Source organism: Sphingomonas hankookensis (genome assembly GCF_028551275.1).
GTDB classification, from domain to species: domain Bacteria; phylum Pseudomonadota; class Alphaproteobacteria; order Sphingomonadales; family Sphingomonadaceae; genus Sphingomonas; species Sphingomonas hankookensis_A.
On record NZ_CP117025.1, the window covers coordinates 3,135,874 to 3,152,529 of the forward strand.

A 16,656-nucleotide genomic window follows, 5' to 3' on the forward strand; every position below is an offset into this window, starting at 1 on the left:
CCGGCAAGTTCCGGAATATTTCATTAACTTACAATAGCTTGATCAAGATCGGAAAAGGCGCCCCCGCTTACGTGGCGGGGGCGCTCCCTCTCCTGACTTCAGGCCGGTTCGGCGACGCGCGGGGCGGCGTCGCGCACCCCGGCGTCGACCGCATCGGCGAACTGCGCGAAGTTGGCGGTGAACAGGTCGACCAGCTTGGCGGCGGTGCGGTCATAGGCGGCGCCATCGGCCCAGGTCGACCGCGGGTCGAGGATCGCGGCGTCGACGCCCGGCACCGACACCGGCACCTGGAACCCGAAATAGGGATCAGTGCGGAATTCGGCGTCGTTCAGCGATCCGTCGAGCGCGGCGTTGAGCAGCGCGCGCGTCGCCTTGATCGGCATCCGCCGCCCCTCGCCATATTGGCCGCCGGTCCAGCCGGTATTGACCAGCCAGCACGCGACATTGCCCCTGGCGATGCGCTCCTTCAGCAGATTGCCATAGACCGAGGGGTGGCGCGGCATGAACGGCGCGCCGAAACAGGTCGAGAAGACCGGCTCCGGCTCGGTCACGCCGATCTCGGTCCCCGCCACCTTCGACGTATAGCCCGACAGGAAATGGTACATCGCCTGGTCCGGGGTCAGCTTCGCGATCGGGGGCAGGATCCCGAAGGCGTCGGCGGTCAGCATCACGACGTTGCTCGGCACCGGCCCCATATTGTCGGCCGAGGCATTGGGGATGAAGTCGATCGGATAGGCCGCGCGCGAATTTTCGGCGAGGCTGGGATCGTCGAGGTCGAGCACCCGCGTGTCCGGGTCCATCACGACATTTTCGAGGACGGTGCCGAAGCGCCGGGTCGTGGCGAAGATTTCCGGCTCGGCCTCGGCCGACAGGCGGATCATCTTGGCATAGCAGCCGCCTTCGAAATTGAAGACCGCCGTGTCCGACCAGCCATGTTCGTCGTCGCCGATCAGCGTGCGGCTGGCATCGGCCGACAGCGTCGTCTTGCCGGTGCCCGACAGGCCGAAGAACACCGCCGTATCGCCCTTGGGACCGATATTGGCGGAACAGTGCATCGGCATGGTGCCGGTTTCGGGCAGCAGGAAGTTCAAGAGGCCGAACACCGACTTCTTCATCTCACCCGCGTACTGCGTGCCGCCGATCAGGATCAGCTTTTCGGTCATGCTGACCGCGATCACCGTCTCGCTGCGGCAACCGTGACGCGCGGGATCGGCGCGGAAATTGGGCAGGTCGATGATGGTGAAGTCGGGGACGAAGCCCGCGAGATCGGCGTTTTCGGGGCGGACCAGCATCGTACGGATGAACAGGTTGTGCCATGCCAGCGTATTGATGACGCGGACCTTCACCCGGTGTTCGGGCTGCGACCCGCCGAACAGGTCCTGCACGAACAGGTTCGGTTCGTTGACCAGCTCGGCAAGGAAATCGGCCTTCAGCGTGGCGAAATGCGCCGGGTCCATCGCGCGGTTGGTCTTGCCCCACCACACGGTGTCCTCGGTCACCGCGTCGCGGACCATGAACTTGTCCTGCGGGCTGCGGCCGGTGTGGCGACCGGTGGTGACGACCAGCGGGCCGTCCTTGGCCAGCCGCCCTTCACCGCGCGCGACCGCCAACTCGACCAGCTGCGGCGTGCGCAGGTTCCAGTGCACTTCGGCGCCGGTTTCGATTCCCATTGCGGCCAGGTCGTGTTCGGGCGTGACGATCGCCATGCTTGTTCTCCCTCGGGTATCGACTCGCGGACGGTGGACCCGCCCCGCGATTTGCGGTTGGTTTAGGCGCGGGGATGGTAGCCGTCAAACACGTTAAACAACATTATCGTCGTGATGTTTTGTGGTCGCGACCAATGGGTTAGATGTGGATTTATATGATATATGGCCGCCCTTTCTTCGTCACCCCGGACTTGATCCGGGGTCCCGCTTCTTTTTTCCGGCGTGGGTAAGAAGCGGGACCCCGGGTCAAGCCCGGGGTGACGGTTGGGGGGATATCTCTCGCCAAAGAACGAATGTCCCTCGCTGCCGGCTCGGGGATTGAGCGTTCGCCCCCTTTCCCCTAACCGTCGAGCGTGATGCAGATGGACCTTGTGGCATGACCGCGACGATCGCGCTGGTCGATGACGACCGTAACATCCTGACGTCGGTGTCGATCGCGTTGCAGACCGAAGGGTTCGTCACGCGGGTCTATTCGGACGGCGAGGTTGCGCTGAAGGCCTTTGCCGAGAATCCGCCCGACCTGGCGGTACTCGACATCAAGATGCCGCGGATGGACGGCCTCGAGCTGCTGCGGCGGTTGCGGGAAAAGAGCCGGTTGCCGGTGATCTTCCTGACCAGCAAGGACGACGAGCTGGACGAGGCGCTCGGCCTTGCCATGGGTGCCGACGACTATATCGCCAAGCCGTTTTCGCAGCGCCTGCTGATCGCGCGCATCCGCGCCATTCTGCGCCGCGCCGAACCGGCGCAGGCCGGCGAGCCGGGCAGTCCCGAGGGGAGCCCGCAGGCGGTACTGGAGCGCGGGCGGCTGGCGATGGACCCGGCGCGGCACAAGGTGACGTGGAACGGAGAGAACGTCACGCTGACCGTGACCGAGTTCCTGATCCTCGAAACGCTCGCCAGCCGCCCCGGCATCGTCAAGACGCGCAACCAGTTGATGGACGCCGCCTATCAGGACGACATCTATGTCGACGACCGCACGATCGACAGCCATATCAAGCGGTTGCGCCGCAAGTTCCGGCAGGTCGACAAGGAATTCGATGCGATCGAGACGCTGTATGGCGCGGGGTATCGGTTTTCGGACGAATAGGGTGGGGTTGGTCGGCGGCGATCGCTCGCCTGCTTTCCGCCATGTAGCCGTACCCCCGCGCAGGCGGGGGTCCAGGGCCCCGTACGCACCCGGCGGTATTGCTTGGCTCTGGACCCCCGCCTGCGCGGGGGTACGTCGGCGCGTGAGGGCACGCCACCATGCCCCCCGCTGATCCGCCCGAGGACCTGCCGGTCGACGAAGGCGCGCTGTCGCTGCGCTGGTCGGGCCGGGTGTCGCTCACCCCGCGCATCCTGTTCGTGAACATCTTCGCGCTCGCGCTGCTGGCGGGCGGGTTCTTCTATCTCGACAGCTATCGCGCGCGGATCGTCGACGGACGGGTGGCGCAGGCCGAGCGCGAGGTGCGGTTGATCGCCGAGGCGCTGGCGCTGCTGCCGCCCGACGACCGCACCGACGAGATGGTCAATTTCGCGCGCAAGTCGGGGCTGCGGCTGCGCATCTATGACCGGCGCGGGCGGCTGGTGGCGGACAGCCGCGCGCTGGGCGTGCGCAATTTCCAGCTGGTCGACCCGGACAAGGACGGCTGGCAACAGGATGCCGCCCGCGCGCTCGACGCCGGGATCGATACGGTGGTCGGCAACGACCGCGACCCGCTGTACCGCGAACGTGCCCCCGGGCGCGGCCTGCGCTGGCCCGATGTGGTGACGGTGCGCACCACCGGCGGCACGGCGGCGAGCGTGTGGCGCGCGCCCGACCGGACGCCGGTGGTCACCGCCGCCGCGCCGCTGCCCGAGGATCGGGTGCTGATGGCGACGGTCAACGCGCGCGACATCACCTCGACCGTCAGGACCGAGCGGGCGCGGTTGAGCCTGGTGCTGGCGGTCGCGTTTCTGCTGTCGGTGCTGCTGTCGCTGTTCCTTGCGCGCACCATCGTCCGGCCGATGCGGATGCTGGCCCGCGCCGCGATCCGGGTGCGGCTCGGTCGCGCGCGCGAGGTCGTCGTGCCGCGCCTGCCCAGCCGCCGCGACGAGATCGGGATGCTCGCCCGCGCACTGTCCGACATGACCAGCGCGCTGCGCAGCCGGATCGACGCGACCGAAGCCTTCGCCGCCGATGTGACGCACGAATTGAAGAACCCGCTGGCCTCGCTGCGGTCGGCGGTCGACGGGTTGGGTGCGGTCAAGGACCCCGAGCTGCGCGCGCAGCTGCTGGCGATCGTGCAGGACGATGTGCACCGGCTCGACCGGCTGATTACCGATATCTCCGACGCGTCGCGGCTGGATGCGCAGCTGGCACGGGCGAAGTTCGAGGCGGTCGATCTGGGCGCGCTGATCGGCGCGCTGGTCGCCTATCGCACCGAACGCGGGATCGCGCGCGGCGTGACGCTGCATTTCGACCCGGACGAGCCGCTGGTGGTGCATGGCGAGGGTGCGCGGCTGGAGCGGGTGTTCGCCAATCTGATCGACAATGCCATCTCCTTCTCGCCCCCCGGCGGCACGGTGAGGATCGCGGGCACCAACGACGGCGACCTGATCGAGATCGAGGTGGTCGACGAAGGCCCGGGCGTCCCCCCCGAACAGCGCGAGGCGGTGTTTCGCCGCTTCCATTCGGTGCGACCGGGCGACGAGGCTTTCGGACGACATTCCGGCCTTGGCCTTGCCATCGCGCGGACCATCGTCGAAGGGCATGGCGGTATGATCGCCGCAGAATCACGCAGGGACCACCGCGACGGCGCGCGCTTCGTCGTGCAGCTGCCGGTGGCCGGCGCATGAGCGACGAGCCTCCGCAAACCGTGCATGCCTCGTGCGTCGCGATCGACGGGCGGGGCGTGCTGATCGCCGGGCCGTCGGGGGCGGGCAAGTCCGACCTGACGCTGCGGCTGATCGATGCCGGCGCGATGCTGGTCAGCGACGACTATACGTTGCTGACGGCGCGGGACGGTGTGCTGCGCGCCGCGCCGCCCGCGACCATCGCCGGGCGGATCGAGGTGCGCGGGATCGGTATCGTCGAACGCCCCTATGTCCGCGATGTGCCGGTTGCGCTGTGGATCGCATCCGGCACGCCCGAGCGGATGCCCGAGGCTATGACCCATGTCGTCGCGGGCATAGCGCTGCCCGCCTATACCATGGCATTGCTGGAGGCATCGGCCCCGGCCCGACTCCACCTCATGCTCGACAGGATCGCCCGATGATGCGTCACGCCTCCATCCTGCTCGTCACCGGCATGTCCGGCGCGGGAAAATCGACGGTGCTCAAGACGCTGGAGGACAGCGGCTGGGACATTGTCGACAACCTGCCGCTGCGCCTGCTCGGCAACCTGATCGCCGCCAGCCCGGCCGATGCCGACCGGCCGCTCGCGATCGGCATCGGCACCCGCACGCGCGGCTTCGATGCCGAACAGATCGTCGCCGCGATCCGCGCCCGGCCCGATTTCGGGGTCAGCGTGCTGTTCCTCGACAGCAGCCAGGCCGAGCTGGAGCGCCGTTACAACGAGACGCGGCGACGGCATCCGCTGGCCAGCGACCGCACCGCCGCCGATGGGATCGAGAGCGAGCGCGAGGTGCTCGAACCCTTACGCGCCTTCGCCAACCGGTTGCTCGACACCACCAATTTCTCTCGTGCCGATCTGGCGCAATGGACGCGCGAGACCTTTGCCGAGCCGGACAGCAGCGATCCGGTACTGTCGGTGCTGTCGTTCGGCTTTTCGCGCGGGGTGCCGCGCAACGCCGATATCGTGCTCGACATGCGGTTCCTGCGCAATCCGCACTGGGACCCGGTGCTGCGGCCGGGTACGGGGCTGGACCCCGATGTCGCGGCCTATGTGCAGGCCGATCCGGCGTATGACGCGGCGATCGCTTCGTTCGAGACGATGCTGCTGACCCTCCTTCCCCGCTACCGCGCGGAGGGGAAATCCTATGTCACCATCGCGTTCGGCTGTACCGGCGGTAGGCACCGGTCGGTCCATGTCGCCGAACGGATGGGCGCATGGTTGCGCGCACAAGGATTTTCGCCCACGATACACCATCGCGACCTGGGCACCGCGCCGCAGGATTCGCTGGAAGGCGCGAAGCAGGCGCCATGACGGATGTAGGAACGACGACGAACATGATCGGCCTGGTTTTGGTGACGCACGGACGTCTTGCCGAGGAGTTCGTCGTGGCGATGGAACATGTCGTGGGTCCGCAGGAGCGGATCGGCACGGTCTGTATCGGTCCCGAGGACGATATGGAGGAGCGCCGCGCCGACATCGCCAAGGCGATTGCCGATGTCGATGCCGGTCAGGGCGTGATCGTGCTGACCGACCTGTTCGGCGGGACCCCCAGCAACCTCGCCATCTCGCTGATGGAAACCGGCCGGATCGAGGTGATCGCCGGCATCAACCTGCCGATGCTGATCCGGTTGGGCGGCGCACGCAAGGCGATGAAGGTCGCCGAAGCCGTCGCCGCCGCGCGCGAGGCGGGGCGCAAGTACATCTCTGTCGCCAGCGAAGTGCTGGGCGAGGCGGCGGCGTGAGCGTCACCCGCACCGTCCAGATCACCAACCGCCGCGGGCTGCACGCGCGCGCGAGCGCCAAGTTCGTGACGATGGCCGCCGCCGCCCCGATCGAGGTGAGCGTCGAAAAGGACGGATCGCGGGTGACCGGCACGTCGATCATGGGCCTGATGATGCTGGGTGCCGCCAAGGGCGACCATATCACGATCAGCGCGTCGGGCGACGGTGCCGAGGCGGTGGTGGGGCAGTTGTGCCAGCTGGTCGAGGATCGCTTCGGCGAGGATTGAGCGGGCGGGCGAACTGCTTCCCACCGTTACCCCGCCCCGCACGTCATCCCAGCGAAGGCTGGGATCTCCTAGTGATAGGGCGCTACAGGAGCCGCTCGATGCCCCAGCCTGCGCTGGGGCGAGGCTTATGGGAGGGCGGGGCGAAGAACGGCTAACCGCCTTTCCCAAATTTTTAGGGGTGGCCCCTCCCCCGCCCCGGCCATAGGCCGAACGCCATGACCATGCCGGCCAGACAGGGCATCGACGCCCTGACCGAAAAGGAAAAGCAGACGCTGCGCCTGATCGTGCGTGGGCATGATGCGAAGTCGGTCGCGGTGACGCTGGGGCTGTCGGTCCATACCATCAACGAACGGCTGCGGGACGCGCGGCGCAAGCTGATGGTGTCGAGCAGCCGTGAGGCGGCCCGGCTGTTGCTGGATGCCGAGACCCCCGAAAATCTGGGGGACGAAAGAACCGGGGAGGACGCGAGGAGCGCGGCGAACGATGTCGGACAGGCGCCGGACGACGGCGCGGCACCGGCGCGGCGCCGGCTGCCGGTTCTGATCGGAGTGATGCTGATGACCTTCGCCCTCGGCCTGCTGGCCCTGACCCTGATGCCCGGTGCGACCCAGGCCCCGCCGGCCGCCACGACCGCCCCCGCCACCGCGGCCCCCGATGCCGCGCGCCAGTTCCTCGAGTTGGTCGATGCCGGGCGGTGGAGCGAGAGTTACGCCCGTTTCGGTGCGGCGTTTCGCAAGCTGAACAGCGAACAGGTGTGGAGCGAGGTGTCGCAGCGCGTCCGCCCGCCGCTGGGCGCGGTGGTGTCGCGGACCTTGCAGGAGCAGGAAACCATTCCCGTGCCGCCCGCCGGCGTCGAAATGCTCAAGTTCCGCACCCGCTTCGCGACCGGTGGCGAGAAGATCGAGACGGTGACGGTGAATCAGGAGGGCGGCGAGTGGAAGGTCGTCGGGGTCACGATCGAATAGTCGGGCGGCGCCGGCGTCCAGCAGGATGGCCAATCGTTGAAGTCCGCTGCCGCTGCGACCCGATCCCCCGCCATCGCGAAGAACACGAAGCGCGGCGGATCGGGCCAGCCGAACCAGTCGCGATCGCGGACGATGCAGCGCAAGCCGTCGATCTCCGCGATGCCGATCGTATCGTCGCCGAACCGCCCGAGCAGTGGGTCGGCGATGATCGCGGCTTCTTCGTCGGGGGTTGGCGCGCGCCAAGTCATGGTGAGCTGCCGATAACGACGCACGCGCCAGATCCAGCGCAGGTCGTCGAGCAGGCTTTGGCCGAAGCCGTCAGGTTTGATCGACGTTGCATATCGCCGGGAAATCCATGCGAACAAGGCCATGGCGCATCGTTGCCGATTGAGTTCCATGCGACAAGCCTCGCCGTCGCCCCGGACATGATCCGGGGTGGCGCTTCGCAATCATTGTTGCTGGAGAAGCGGGACCCCGGGTCAAGCCCGGGGTGACGAGAGAAGCAGGCGACAGCCTATCCCCGCAAACGGCGCTCTTCCTCCAGCATGTAATCGCGGGTCAGCGGCAGCGACAGGCGGTTGCGGGTGAGCTGGACCTGGTAGTTGACCATGCCGCCATGGCGGAAGGCGGCCGCCGCGCCGGCGAGGTAGAAGGTCCACATGCGGTAGAATTTCTCGTCGTACAGCGCGACGATCTGGTCCTTCGCCGCCACCGTGCGATCGTACCAATGGTCGATGGTCAGCGCATAATGGACGCGCAGCACCTCGATATCGGTCGCGATCAGCTTGGTCCCTTCATAACCGCGCACGATTTCCGACAGCGCCGGGTTGTAGCCGCCGGGGAAGATGTATTTCGTGGTGAAGGTGTCGGTGACGCCCGGCACGCCCATCCGCCCGATGGTGTGCAGCAGCATGACGCCGTCGTCGGTCAGCAGTTCGCGGCACTTGCGGAAGAAGGTGCCGTATTGCGGCGGGCCGACATGTTCGAACATGCCGACCGACACGATCCGGTCGAACCGGCCGGTGACGGCGCGATAGTCGATCAGTTCGAACTTCACCTTGTCGGCGACGCCGGCTTCCTCCGCGCGGCGGCGGGCGACCTTGATCTGCTCTTCGGACAGGGTGACGCCCAGCACTTCCGCGCCGGTCTTTTCATGCAGGTACAGCGCCATCCCGCCCCAGCCGCAGCCGATGTCGAGCACGCGCATGCCGGGCTTCAGCGCCAGTTTCGCGGCGATATGCGCCTTCTTGTCCGCCTGCGCCTGTTCGAGGCTGTTGGCGGGATCGGTGAAATAGGCGCAGCTATACTGGAGGTCGGTGTCGAGGAAGAGCGCGTAGAGCCGGTCGGACAGGTCGTAATGATGCGCGACGTTGCGTTTCGACCGGCGGGCCATATTGACCCGGTCGACCCGGTGACGGACCGCGTCGAACAGGCGGATCGGCAGCGACGGAGCAAGGCCGCTGCCCCGGCCCCAGGGGGTGTTGGACGTCAGCAGCTCGACCAGATCGCGAATGTCGCCGCGGTCGATGACCAGTTCGCCGTCCATATACGCCTCCGCCGCGCCCAGCGCGGGATGGCGGACGATGCGCCCCGCCACGCCGGGCTGGGTGAAGCGGATCGCGACGTCGGGAAAGGCCGGATCGGCGGTGCCGAAGGTAACGGTGCGGCCATCGGCATGGGTGAGCGAGAGCGTACCGCGGCGGACGGTACGGGCGAGGAACGTGTCGATCAGTGCCATGGCTCGGTCCAATACGGACGGAATGTGGCAAGTGATGGGCGAACCGTTGCGATCCTCCCCGGCAGGGAGCTTTGAGACCCTCCCCGGCACGGGGAGGGGGACCATGCGGAGCATGGTGGAGGGGGTGTCCGCATACGGAACCGCCGCGTTGCGCCGCCCGCACGCTCCACCATCGCCTTCGACGACGGTCCCCCTCCCCGTTCCGGGGAGGATTTGCAGGTCCGCCCGCTTCCGCTACACCGCCGCCCCATGCTCTCCCGCCTGCGCGATCGCCCATGGACCACCGCCCTGCTGATCGCATGCGTGGCGCAGTTGCTGTTCCTGTGGGGCCTCGGGCGACCGGGCAAATTGTCGTTCGACGAGGTGCATTACGTGCCCGCCGCAAGGACGTTGCTGGCGCTGGCCTATCCGGCGAATACCGAACATCCGCTGGTGGCGAAGGCGTTCATCGCCGCGGGCATCGCGCTGTTCGGCGATACTCCGTGGGGGTGGCGGATCTTCGGCACGCTGGCGGGGACCGCGACGGTGCTGGGGGTGTTCGCCTGCCTGCAACTGCTGTTCCGGCGGACGCCGGTGTCGGCGTTCGGGGCGGGGCTGGCGATGCTGAACCAGACGCTGCTGATCGAGGCGCGCACCGCGATGCTGGAGGTGTATCTGGGCGCGTTCACCACGCTCGCCATCGCCGCGTTGCTATGGTCGATGCGCGGGCGGCCGGCGTTGCGCCTTACCCTGTCGGCGGTGCTGTTCGGGCTGGCGGTCGGGGTCAAATGGGCAGCGATTCCCTATGTTGCGGGCGCCGGGCTGCTGCTGATTTGGGGCAAGAGCGATCAGCGCGATTACTGGCCGGGGCTGTCGCTGTTCCCCGCGCTGGCGCTGTTCGGGCTGGTGAGTGTCGGCACCTATCTGGCGACCTTCGCGCCCGCCTTCTTCTATGCGCAGGACCCGCTGACGCTGTCGCGGCTGATCCCGTTCCAGGTCGAGATGTACCAGCGACAGACGCAGATACTGGCGCCGCATCCCTATCAGTCGAGCTGGTGGAGCTGGCCGCTGCTGATCCGGCCGATCTGGTATTTCTACGAACCCGATAACGGTGTGCAGCGCGGCGTGCTGCTGCTCGGCAATCCGGCGATCATGTGGGGCGGGCTGGTCGCGGTGGCGGCGTGCCTGTGGGCCGGATGGCGGCGGCGATCGCGGGCGTTGCTGGGGGTTGGGCTGCTGTGGGTCGGATCGCTGGCGGTGTGGGCGGTGATCCCCAAGTCGCTCGGCTTCTATTATTATTACCATCTGTCGAGCATCTGGTTGTGCCTCGCGTTGGCGGCGGCGTTCCATGCTTATGCGAAGGGACGTTTCGCACGGGCGAACGAGTGGTTCGCGCTGCCGGTGCTGATGCTGTTCGTGTATTTCTACCCGATCATCTCCGCCGCGCCGCTGTCGGGGCCGCAGGCGTTCAACCGGTGGATGTGGTTGGATAGCTGGCGTTAGAATTGGGTTCACGCGGAGGCGCGGAGGCGCGGAGAAAAGTAGGAGTTTGTTCGCGCAGAGGCGCAGAGGACGCAGAGGGGTTGCAGCTGCCGCGACTGCGGCGCTTAACCGTAATGGACAGGGAGGCGCCGTCTCCCGATCGCAACCTCTCTGCGTACTCTGCGCCTCTGCGCGAAAATCCTGCTCTTCCGCCCGCTTCGGTGCGAAAACTAGGCCGAGCGCTTCCGCCCGTACCGCCCCCACGTAAACCGCGACGACAGCGCGAAATTCCACACCGCGCCGACCGCGATTCCCGCCAGCGCCGGCAGCGCCCACGCCCCGCCGCGCACATCGTACAGGAACGCCGCGACCCCGACATTGGCGACCGCGCCGACCGAACATACCGCGCAGAACGATACCCAGCCGTCGAGCAGCGCCCTTGGCCCCCGCAGCCGCCGGTCGCGATAGGTCAGGTGGTTGTTCAGGAAGAAATTGAACGTCATCGCCGCCACCGTCGCGACGATCGTCGCCGCGATGAAGCCTGCGCCCAGTTCGAGCAGCAGCCCCAGCGCCGCGAGATGGACGATCGCCCCCGCCGCGCCGATCGCGGAGAACATGACGAAGCGCACCGGCACCACCCGCCCGAACATCCGGTCGTAGAGCGCGATCAGATATTCGAGCGCGACGACATGGTCGAGCTTGCTCTCCCCCAACAGGCGGGTGCGGAACACATAGGGCAGCTCGACGAATTTGAGCGGCTGGGGCGCGGCGGTCAGGATGTCGAGCAGGATCTTGAAGCCGATCCCCGACAGCCGCGGCACGACGCGGCGCACGACCTCGCCCCGGATCATGAAGAAGCCGCTCATCGGGTCGGACAGATCGGCCTTCAGCACGCGGCGCGACAGGCGGGTGGCGAGCGCCGATTTGGCGACGCGGTCGGCGTCCCATGCCCCGGTCCCGCCGCCGGCGACGAAGCGCGAGCCGATCACCAGGTCGAGCGCGGGGTCGGCGGTCAGCGCCGCCGCCATGCGCGGCAACAGCGTCTCGTCATGCTGCAGATCGCCGTCGATCACCGCGACCAGCGGCGCAGCGGTGGCGCACATCCCCTCGATACAGGCGCTCGACAGGCCGCGCCGGCCGATCCGTTGGATCACACGGATGCGCGGGTCATGGCGGGCGATGGCGCGTGCGACATCGGCGGTGCCGTCGGGGCTGTCGTCGTCGACGAAGATCGCTTCCCACGCGATGCTGGCCAACGCCGCGTCGAGCGCGGCGACGAGCAGCGGCACGTTGCCGCGTTCGTTGAATACGGGCACGACGATGGCGAGGTCGAGGGGGGTCATATCCCCGCTATCGTACCCCCGCGCAGGCGGGGGTCCAGTGCCACGGATGACGTCCTTCGTGGCCCTGGATCCCCGCCTGCGCGGGGATACGGCGCCGCAACGGGATCACAACGCCGCCAGCACCGCGTTCGTCATGTCCTGCGTCGTCGCGGTCCCGCCCAGGTCGGGGGTGCGGTGTCCAGCGACCAGCGCGGCGGTCACCGCTGCCTCGATGCGGTCGGCCGCATCCGCTTCCCCCAGCGAATGGCGCAGCATCATCGCCGCCGACAGGATCGTCGCCAGCGGGTTCGCCTTGCCTTGGCCCGCGATATCGGGGGCCGAGCCGTGGATCGGTTCGTACAGGCCCTTCCTGTCCTGATTGATCGCGGCGGAGGGCAGCATGCCGATCGACCCGGCGCACATGCTCGCCTGATCGGACAATATGTCGCCGAACAAATTGCCGGTGACGATCACGTCGAACTGGCCCGGATTGCGCACCAGCTGCATCGCGGCATTGTCGACATACATGTGGGTCAGCGCGACATCGGGATAGTCGGCCGAGACTTCGATCACCACATCGCGCCATAGCTGCGAGGTTTCGAGGACGTTGGCCTTGTCGACCGAACAGAGCCGGTGGTTGCGGGTGCGCGCCGTCTCGAACGCGACGCGGGCGATGCGGGCGACCTCCGCCTCGTCATAGCGCATCAGGTCATGGCCCTCGCGCAGGCCGTCCGCCGTCGTGCCCCGGCCCTTCTCACCGAAATAGACGTCGCCGGTCAGCTCGCGCACGATCACCATGTCGATCGCGGCGGCGACTTCGGGGCGGAGCGCGGAGGCGTCCTCCAGCCCCGCAAACAGCTTGGCCGGGCGCAGATTGGCGAACAGGCCCAGTTCCTTGCGCAGGCCGAGGATCGCCTGTTCCGGACGATGTTCGCGCGCGACATTGTCGAATTCGGGATCGCCGACCGCGCCGAACAGGACGGCATCGGCACGCTTGGCCAGATCGAGCGTCGCGGGCGGCAGCGGATGGCCATGGGCGCGATAGGCCGCGCCGCCGACCGGTGCTTCCTCGAACGTCAGCCCGAGATCGAGCGCATCCAGCACTTGGCGCGCCGCTGCCACCACTTCCGGTCCGATCCCGTCGCCGGGCAGTATCGCGATCAAAGCCATCATATCATCCGTCGTTCGCGCACGAAGATTACGCGCGGACGCCTCTGCCCCAACCGGCCATGCTCACGCAACCGTCCTTTTCAGCCGCTCGACCAGCCGGGTGCGCGCCGCCAGCACGTCCTGCCCCTTCAGCCCCAGCAAATCGCGCGACAGGAAATGGCCCGACAGCGTCAGCCCGTCGAACGCCGCCGCCCAGTCGGCCCGGCCCCCTTCGATCAGGAAGGCGGGTAGCGGCAGCAGGCGGTGTTCGAGGCCGACCGCCGCCGCCCGCGATACCGCGCCGCCGCTCTTGGGGCTGACATGGGTCAGGTCGTCGGTCACCCCGGTCGCGACGCATTCGTCGAGCGACAGGCCGAAGCCCAGTTCGGACAGGATCAGCAACTCGGTCCGCACCAGCGCCCCGACCCAGTCGCGCGCACCCGGCGCCGCGGCGATGGCCGCGAACAACCCGTCGAGCGCGGCATGGATGCGCGGATAGGGCTGCGCCTCAGGCAGCGCATAAGCGGTCAGCGCACACATCCAGTCGATCGCGGCGGCGGCCAACGGCTCGGCGAACAGCGGCGCGCGGCTTTCGACCAGTTCGACGGTCAGCGCCGCCAGCTGCGTATCGGTCCGCGCGCGCCAGTCGCCGCGGATCAGGTTGCCCGGTTGCAGCACCGGCCGGATCGCCCGGCTGCGCCCGCCGCGGACGTAACCGGGCTGGACGCCAGCATGTTCGGTCAGCACCCGCACGACCGCACCATGTTCGCCGTGCGGGCGCACGGAGAGGAGGATGGCGGTGGTGTTGAGGTGCATGGGGTGGGTCTAGCAGGGGTTTGCCAGCGATCCCACGTCTTGAATTCGATCCGCGACCAGCTCAACAAAAATCGTCGCCGAATGATGCAGCGCAAAATATCGCCATCAAATCCTGATGGAAATCAGAAAATCGGCTACAAAGTCTTGTTGACTAACCTGCTCTTATTTCCAATATTCGTGAAATGGATGCTTGCCGAGCATATCAGCGTTTTCTCAATCACGCCGGCCAACTCGCCGCACGCGGGTAGCCCGAACTCGGAACGGTTCGCCGTCCGAGTTCGGGGTTTATTCGATCTTTGTTTGGGATCGGTGCGTCGCGCCGTTTCCCGCATCGAATAGATGGAATCCGCACCATGTCAGATCCCGTTTCCAAGCCCGTGTCGGGCACCACCAGCGAGCGCGCGGCCGATGCACCGCAGCCGCCGGTCTATCTCAACAGCGAACCCGATCATTTCTTTTCGAACCGGTTTCGTACCCGGGTCGTCGAGAGCGACCCGACGAACCGACGCGACGGCGATCACGGCCTGATATTGATGATCGCGACGATCGGCGTGCCGATCCTCGCTTACTGTATCTTCAGCGCGATGTAGCGGTTCAGCCCCGACGCAGCCGGTGCATCGCCTTGCCGAGCACCGGCCAATCCCGCGCCCGCTTCGCCCGCTCGACACCGCCATCGAACGCCCGCAACGCTTTCACCGTCGCCCGATTGCCGAGCGACCCGCGCAGCAGCAGCAGGTCGGCACACGCCGTACCACCGGTCGCGAACTGGCGCTTGTGCTGTCCCTCGCCTTCCGTAAAATCGAACCGCTGCGCCGCGGGTTCGTCGAACAGGGTGCGGAACGCCTCCATGTGCAGCACGCTGCCCGGCGACCATTCGCTCCAGGCGGGATCGTGGCCGACATAGTCGTAGCGCACGTCGCCGCCGGTCATCGGGCAGTAGAGATAGGCGATGGGCGAACCCCCGACGAACAGCAGCCAGCCGAACGCCTCGCCGCGCGTGCCCCTGCCCTGCATCGCGGCACGGAAGGCGATGTCGTTGGGCAAGCCGGCGCCGAGCAACTTTTCCTGATAGGTCCGCTCGGCCACCTGGCGGGCGATGCCGTGGAACTCGGCCAGTTCCTGCGCCGTGCGATAGGTGCGGACGTCGAGGCTGCCTTCGTTCGCCTCGGCCAGCTTCTTCGCCTTGCGTTTCAGGCCGGAGCGGGCATTGCCCGACAGGCCGGCGAACCACGCGTCGAAACCGATCGTCAGGTCGGTGTGATAGCGGGTGTAACGCTGCCGAACGAAGGCGATCGGGCTGGTCGACAGCATCGCATCGACCAGCGGTTCGGGCAGCGACGTCACCGACCAGCCGTCCGCCCCCGGCGGCAGCGGCGGCAAGGCGGGCGCGTCGCCCGACAGCACGTCGCGCAGTTCCAGCGGCACGCGCACCAGCCGGCGGCGGATCGAAAAGAGCGTGCGCGCGCCGATCTGGAATTTGAGCGGCCAAGACTGGGCGCTCGTCACGCCGCGCGCTCCTCGACCCAGTTCGACCAGAGCTGTTCGACCTGCCGCCACCGCGTGCGCAGGGCATTGGCGGGCAGCGGCCGGTCGTCCTGCCCCAGGCGGAGCGCCGGGCGGTCGCGGAAATGGGTGGTGGGCAGCGCGTCGGCGCGTTCGGCCAACGTGCGGCACAGCGCCTCGAACCGGCGGACATGGACGCCGTTGGCACGTGTCCCCTGCCGGTTGGCAAGTTCGAAGCCGTGGCTAACGATCGTCACCGCCGCATGGTCGTGGCGGGCGGCGTAGGTCAGCGCGGCTCGCATCTCGGCGGCCGACAGCGCGCAAATCTGGAAATGCCGCCGCCCGCCGCCGGGCATCGCGATGGTCGTGACCGGCAGCTCGACCAGCCCACGATGCGCGACCGGTGCGATCAGGTCGGGCGACAGGGTGATCGCACTGGGCCAGGGATGATGCGCGCCGTTATGGCTGCTGTCATAGGCGAAGCCCAATGCGGCCAGCGCGTCGATGGTCGTGTCGTTGGCGCTGTAGCTGCCCGCGCGGAAGGCGACCGGTTCGGGCGCACCGCAGGCTTGCAGCAGGTCGCGCGCCTCGCCCAGCAGATCCTGCTGCTCCTGCCGCGACAGGTCGACCAGTTCGAACCGGCCATGCGCCTGCCCCCGATCACCGACCGCCGCACCGACCCAATTGGGGTGGAGATGCAGCTGGACCTCCTGCCCCCCGGCCAGGATCGCCTCCACGGTCGGCGCGATCGCCGCCATGCCATAGAGCTTCGCGGGCAGCGGATCGACGAAGAAGCACGCCTTCAATCCATGGGCGCGCAGCCGCTCCAGCTGCCACGTCACGCCGACCCCGGCGGGTTCGAGCGAGCGGGCAATGACGGTCGACGCCGACAGGTCGGCGGCATGGTGCCGCCACATCAATTCGGTGTCGATCGTCAGGAATACCGGCGTTGCCATAAAAGAGGTCCTGCACCGATGGGCGTAAACATCCCATAAAGCCCGCACCGGGCGCACGAATAAATTGTACGCCACGTACCAATGGCTCGTTAACCACGGTGTTGCAGACTTTACGCACTTTGTTACCGCGCCGTACCGAAACCATGCGGAAACCCGGCGACATTCCGGGCTGGACCGGCGGGAACAGGACCTGTCAGGACGTCGTTAGCCGCGTAAC

At 67.4% G+C, this 16,656-nt stretch carries 18 protein-coding genes; 10 read left to right on the forward strand and 8 right to left on the reverse strand.

Annotation, left to right across the window (positions count from 1 at the left end; genetic code table 11):
• Window positions 1-98: 98 nt before the first annotated feature.
• Window positions 99-1,706, reverse strand: coding sequence for a phosphoenolpyruvate carboxykinase (locus PPZ50_RS14895; RefSeq protein ID WP_272815427.1), 1,608 nt, complete (start codon window positions 1,704-1,706; stop codon window positions 99-101).
• 376 nt (window positions 1,707-2,082) lie between these two features.
• On the opposite strand from PPZ50_RS14895, the gene PPZ50_RS14900 reads away from it, so the two are divergent.
• The 7 genes from PPZ50_RS14900 to PPZ50_RS14930 all read left to right on the forward strand — a co-directional run bounded on the left by PPZ50_RS14900 (window position 2,083) and on the right by PPZ50_RS14930 (window position 7,494).
• Complete coding sequence (locus PPZ50_RS14900; RefSeq protein WP_066693213.1) at window positions 2,083-2,793, forward strand: response regulator transcription factor; 711 nt, start codon at window positions 2,083-2,085, stop codon at window positions 2,791-2,793.
• Window positions 2,794-2,951: 158 nt separating this feature from the next.
• Window positions 2,952-4,523, forward strand: coding sequence for a sensor histidine kinase (locus PPZ50_RS14905; protein WP_066693216.1), 1,572 nt, complete (start codon window positions 2,952-2,954; stop codon window positions 4,521-4,523).
• A complete protein-coding gene (locus PPZ50_RS14910) occupies window positions 4,520-4,942 on the forward strand; it encodes an HPr kinase/phosphorylase (protein ID WP_066693218.1) in 423 nt (140 codons plus the stop codon). Before PPZ50_RS14905 ends, PPZ50_RS14910 begins: the two co-directional genes overlap by 4 nt.
• Window positions 4,939-5,832 (forward strand): RNase adapter RapZ, encoded by an 894-nt coding sequence (rapZ, locus tag PPZ50_RS14915; RefSeq protein WP_066693220.1) that lies wholly within the window; start codon window positions 4,939-4,941, stop codon window positions 5,830-5,832. The genes PPZ50_RS14910 and rapZ overlap by 4 nt, the downstream gene beginning before the upstream one ends.
• Window positions 5,833-5,855: 23 nt before the next feature.
• A complete protein-coding gene (locus PPZ50_RS14920) occupies window positions 5,856-6,263 on the forward strand; it encodes a PTS sugar transporter subunit IIA (RefSeq protein ID WP_055761511.1) in 408 nt (135 codons plus the stop codon).
• Entirely contained in the window at window positions 6,260-6,529 is a 270-nt protein-coding gene (locus PPZ50_RS14925; RefSeq protein WP_066693222.1) for an HPr family phosphocarrier protein, read from the forward strand. The genes PPZ50_RS14920 and PPZ50_RS14925 overlap by 4 nt, the downstream gene beginning before the upstream one ends.
• A 215-nt stretch (window positions 6,530-6,744) precedes the next feature.
• The gene (locus PPZ50_RS14930) at window positions 6,745-7,494 is read left to right on the forward strand and encodes a helix-turn-helix domain-containing protein (RefSeq protein ID WP_066693224.1); all 750 of its coding nucleotides are present in this window, start codon (window positions 6,745-6,747) and stop codon (window positions 7,492-7,494) included.
• On the opposite strand, the gene PPZ50_RS14935 is transcribed toward PPZ50_RS14930, so the two are convergent.
• Window positions 7,449-7,865 carry a hypothetical protein gene (locus PPZ50_RS14935; protein ID WP_272815428.1) on the reverse strand — a complete coding sequence of 139 codons (417 nt, stop codon included), beginning with the start codon at window positions 7,863-7,865 and terminating at the stop codon, window positions 7,449-7,451. The two genes, PPZ50_RS14930 and PPZ50_RS14935, sit on opposite strands and share 46 nt — an antisense overlap.
• A gap of 143 nt (window positions 7,866-8,008) precedes the next feature.
• Window positions 8,009-9,232, reverse strand: coding sequence for an SAM-dependent methyltransferase (locus PPZ50_RS14940; RefSeq protein WP_066693230.1), 1,224 nt, complete (start codon window positions 9,230-9,232; stop codon window positions 8,009-8,011).
• Between the two features lie 249 nt (window positions 9,233-9,481).
• On the opposite strand from PPZ50_RS14940, the gene PPZ50_RS14945 reads away from it, so the two are divergent.
• Window positions 9,482-10,714: a glycosyltransferase family 39 protein gene (locus PPZ50_RS14945; protein WP_066693233.1), complete on the forward strand. Its 1,233-nt coding sequence runs from the start codon at window positions 9,482-9,484 to the stop codon at window positions 10,712-10,714.
• Between the two features lie 209 nt (window positions 10,715-10,923).
• Here PPZ50_RS14945 and PPZ50_RS14950 read toward each other — a convergent pair whose 3' ends face one another.
• The 3 genes from PPZ50_RS14950 to recO form a co-directional block, all read right to left on the reverse strand.
• Complete coding sequence (locus PPZ50_RS14950) at window positions 10,924-12,036, reverse strand: glycosyltransferase family 2 protein (RefSeq protein ID WP_272815429.1); 1,113 nt, start codon at window positions 12,034-12,036, stop codon at window positions 10,924-10,926.
• A 105-nt stretch (window positions 12,037-12,141) separates the two neighbouring features.
• Window positions 12,142-13,185, reverse strand: coding sequence for a 3-isopropylmalate dehydrogenase (leuB, locus tag PPZ50_RS14955; RefSeq protein ID WP_066693401.1), 1,044 nt, complete (start codon window positions 13,183-13,185; stop codon window positions 12,142-12,144).
• 63 nt (window positions 13,186-13,248) lie between these two features.
• Window positions 13,249-13,980, reverse strand: a complete 732-nt coding sequence (gene recO, locus PPZ50_RS14960; protein WP_066693238.1) for a DNA repair protein RecO — start codon at window positions 13,978-13,980, stop codon at window positions 13,249-13,251.
• Between the two features lie 39 nt (window positions 13,981-14,019).
• Between recO and PPZ50_RS14965 the strand changes: the two genes are divergently transcribed.
• Together PPZ50_RS14965 and PPZ50_RS14970 are read left to right on the forward strand one after the other, a co-directional pair.
• Window positions 14,020-14,319 carry a hypothetical protein gene (locus PPZ50_RS14965; RefSeq protein ID WP_126013403.1) on the forward strand — a complete coding sequence of 100 codons (300 nt, stop codon included), beginning with the start codon at window positions 14,020-14,022 and terminating at the stop codon, window positions 14,317-14,319.
• 14 nt (window positions 14,320-14,333) lie between these two features.
• A complete protein-coding gene (locus tag PPZ50_RS14970) occupies window positions 14,334-14,570 on the forward strand; it encodes a hypothetical protein (RefSeq protein ID WP_126013406.1) in 237 nt (78 codons plus the stop codon).
• A gap of 4 nt (window positions 14,571-14,574) precedes the next feature.
• Here PPZ50_RS14970 and PPZ50_RS14975 read toward each other — a convergent pair whose 3' ends face one another.
• Both PPZ50_RS14975 and PPZ50_RS14980 read right to left on the reverse strand, forming a co-directional pair.
• Window positions 14,575-15,486: a GNAT family N-acetyltransferase gene (locus PPZ50_RS14975; RefSeq protein ID WP_084401767.1), complete on the reverse strand. Its 912-nt coding sequence runs from the start codon at window positions 15,484-15,486 to the stop codon at window positions 14,575-14,577.
• Window positions 15,483-16,439 (reverse strand): polysaccharide deacetylase family protein, encoded by a 957-nt coding sequence (locus PPZ50_RS14980; RefSeq protein WP_066693245.1) that lies wholly within the window; start codon window positions 16,437-16,439, stop codon window positions 15,483-15,485. The genes PPZ50_RS14975 and PPZ50_RS14980 overlap by 4 nt, the downstream gene beginning before the upstream one ends.
• Window positions 16,440-16,656 lie beyond the last annotated feature (217 nt).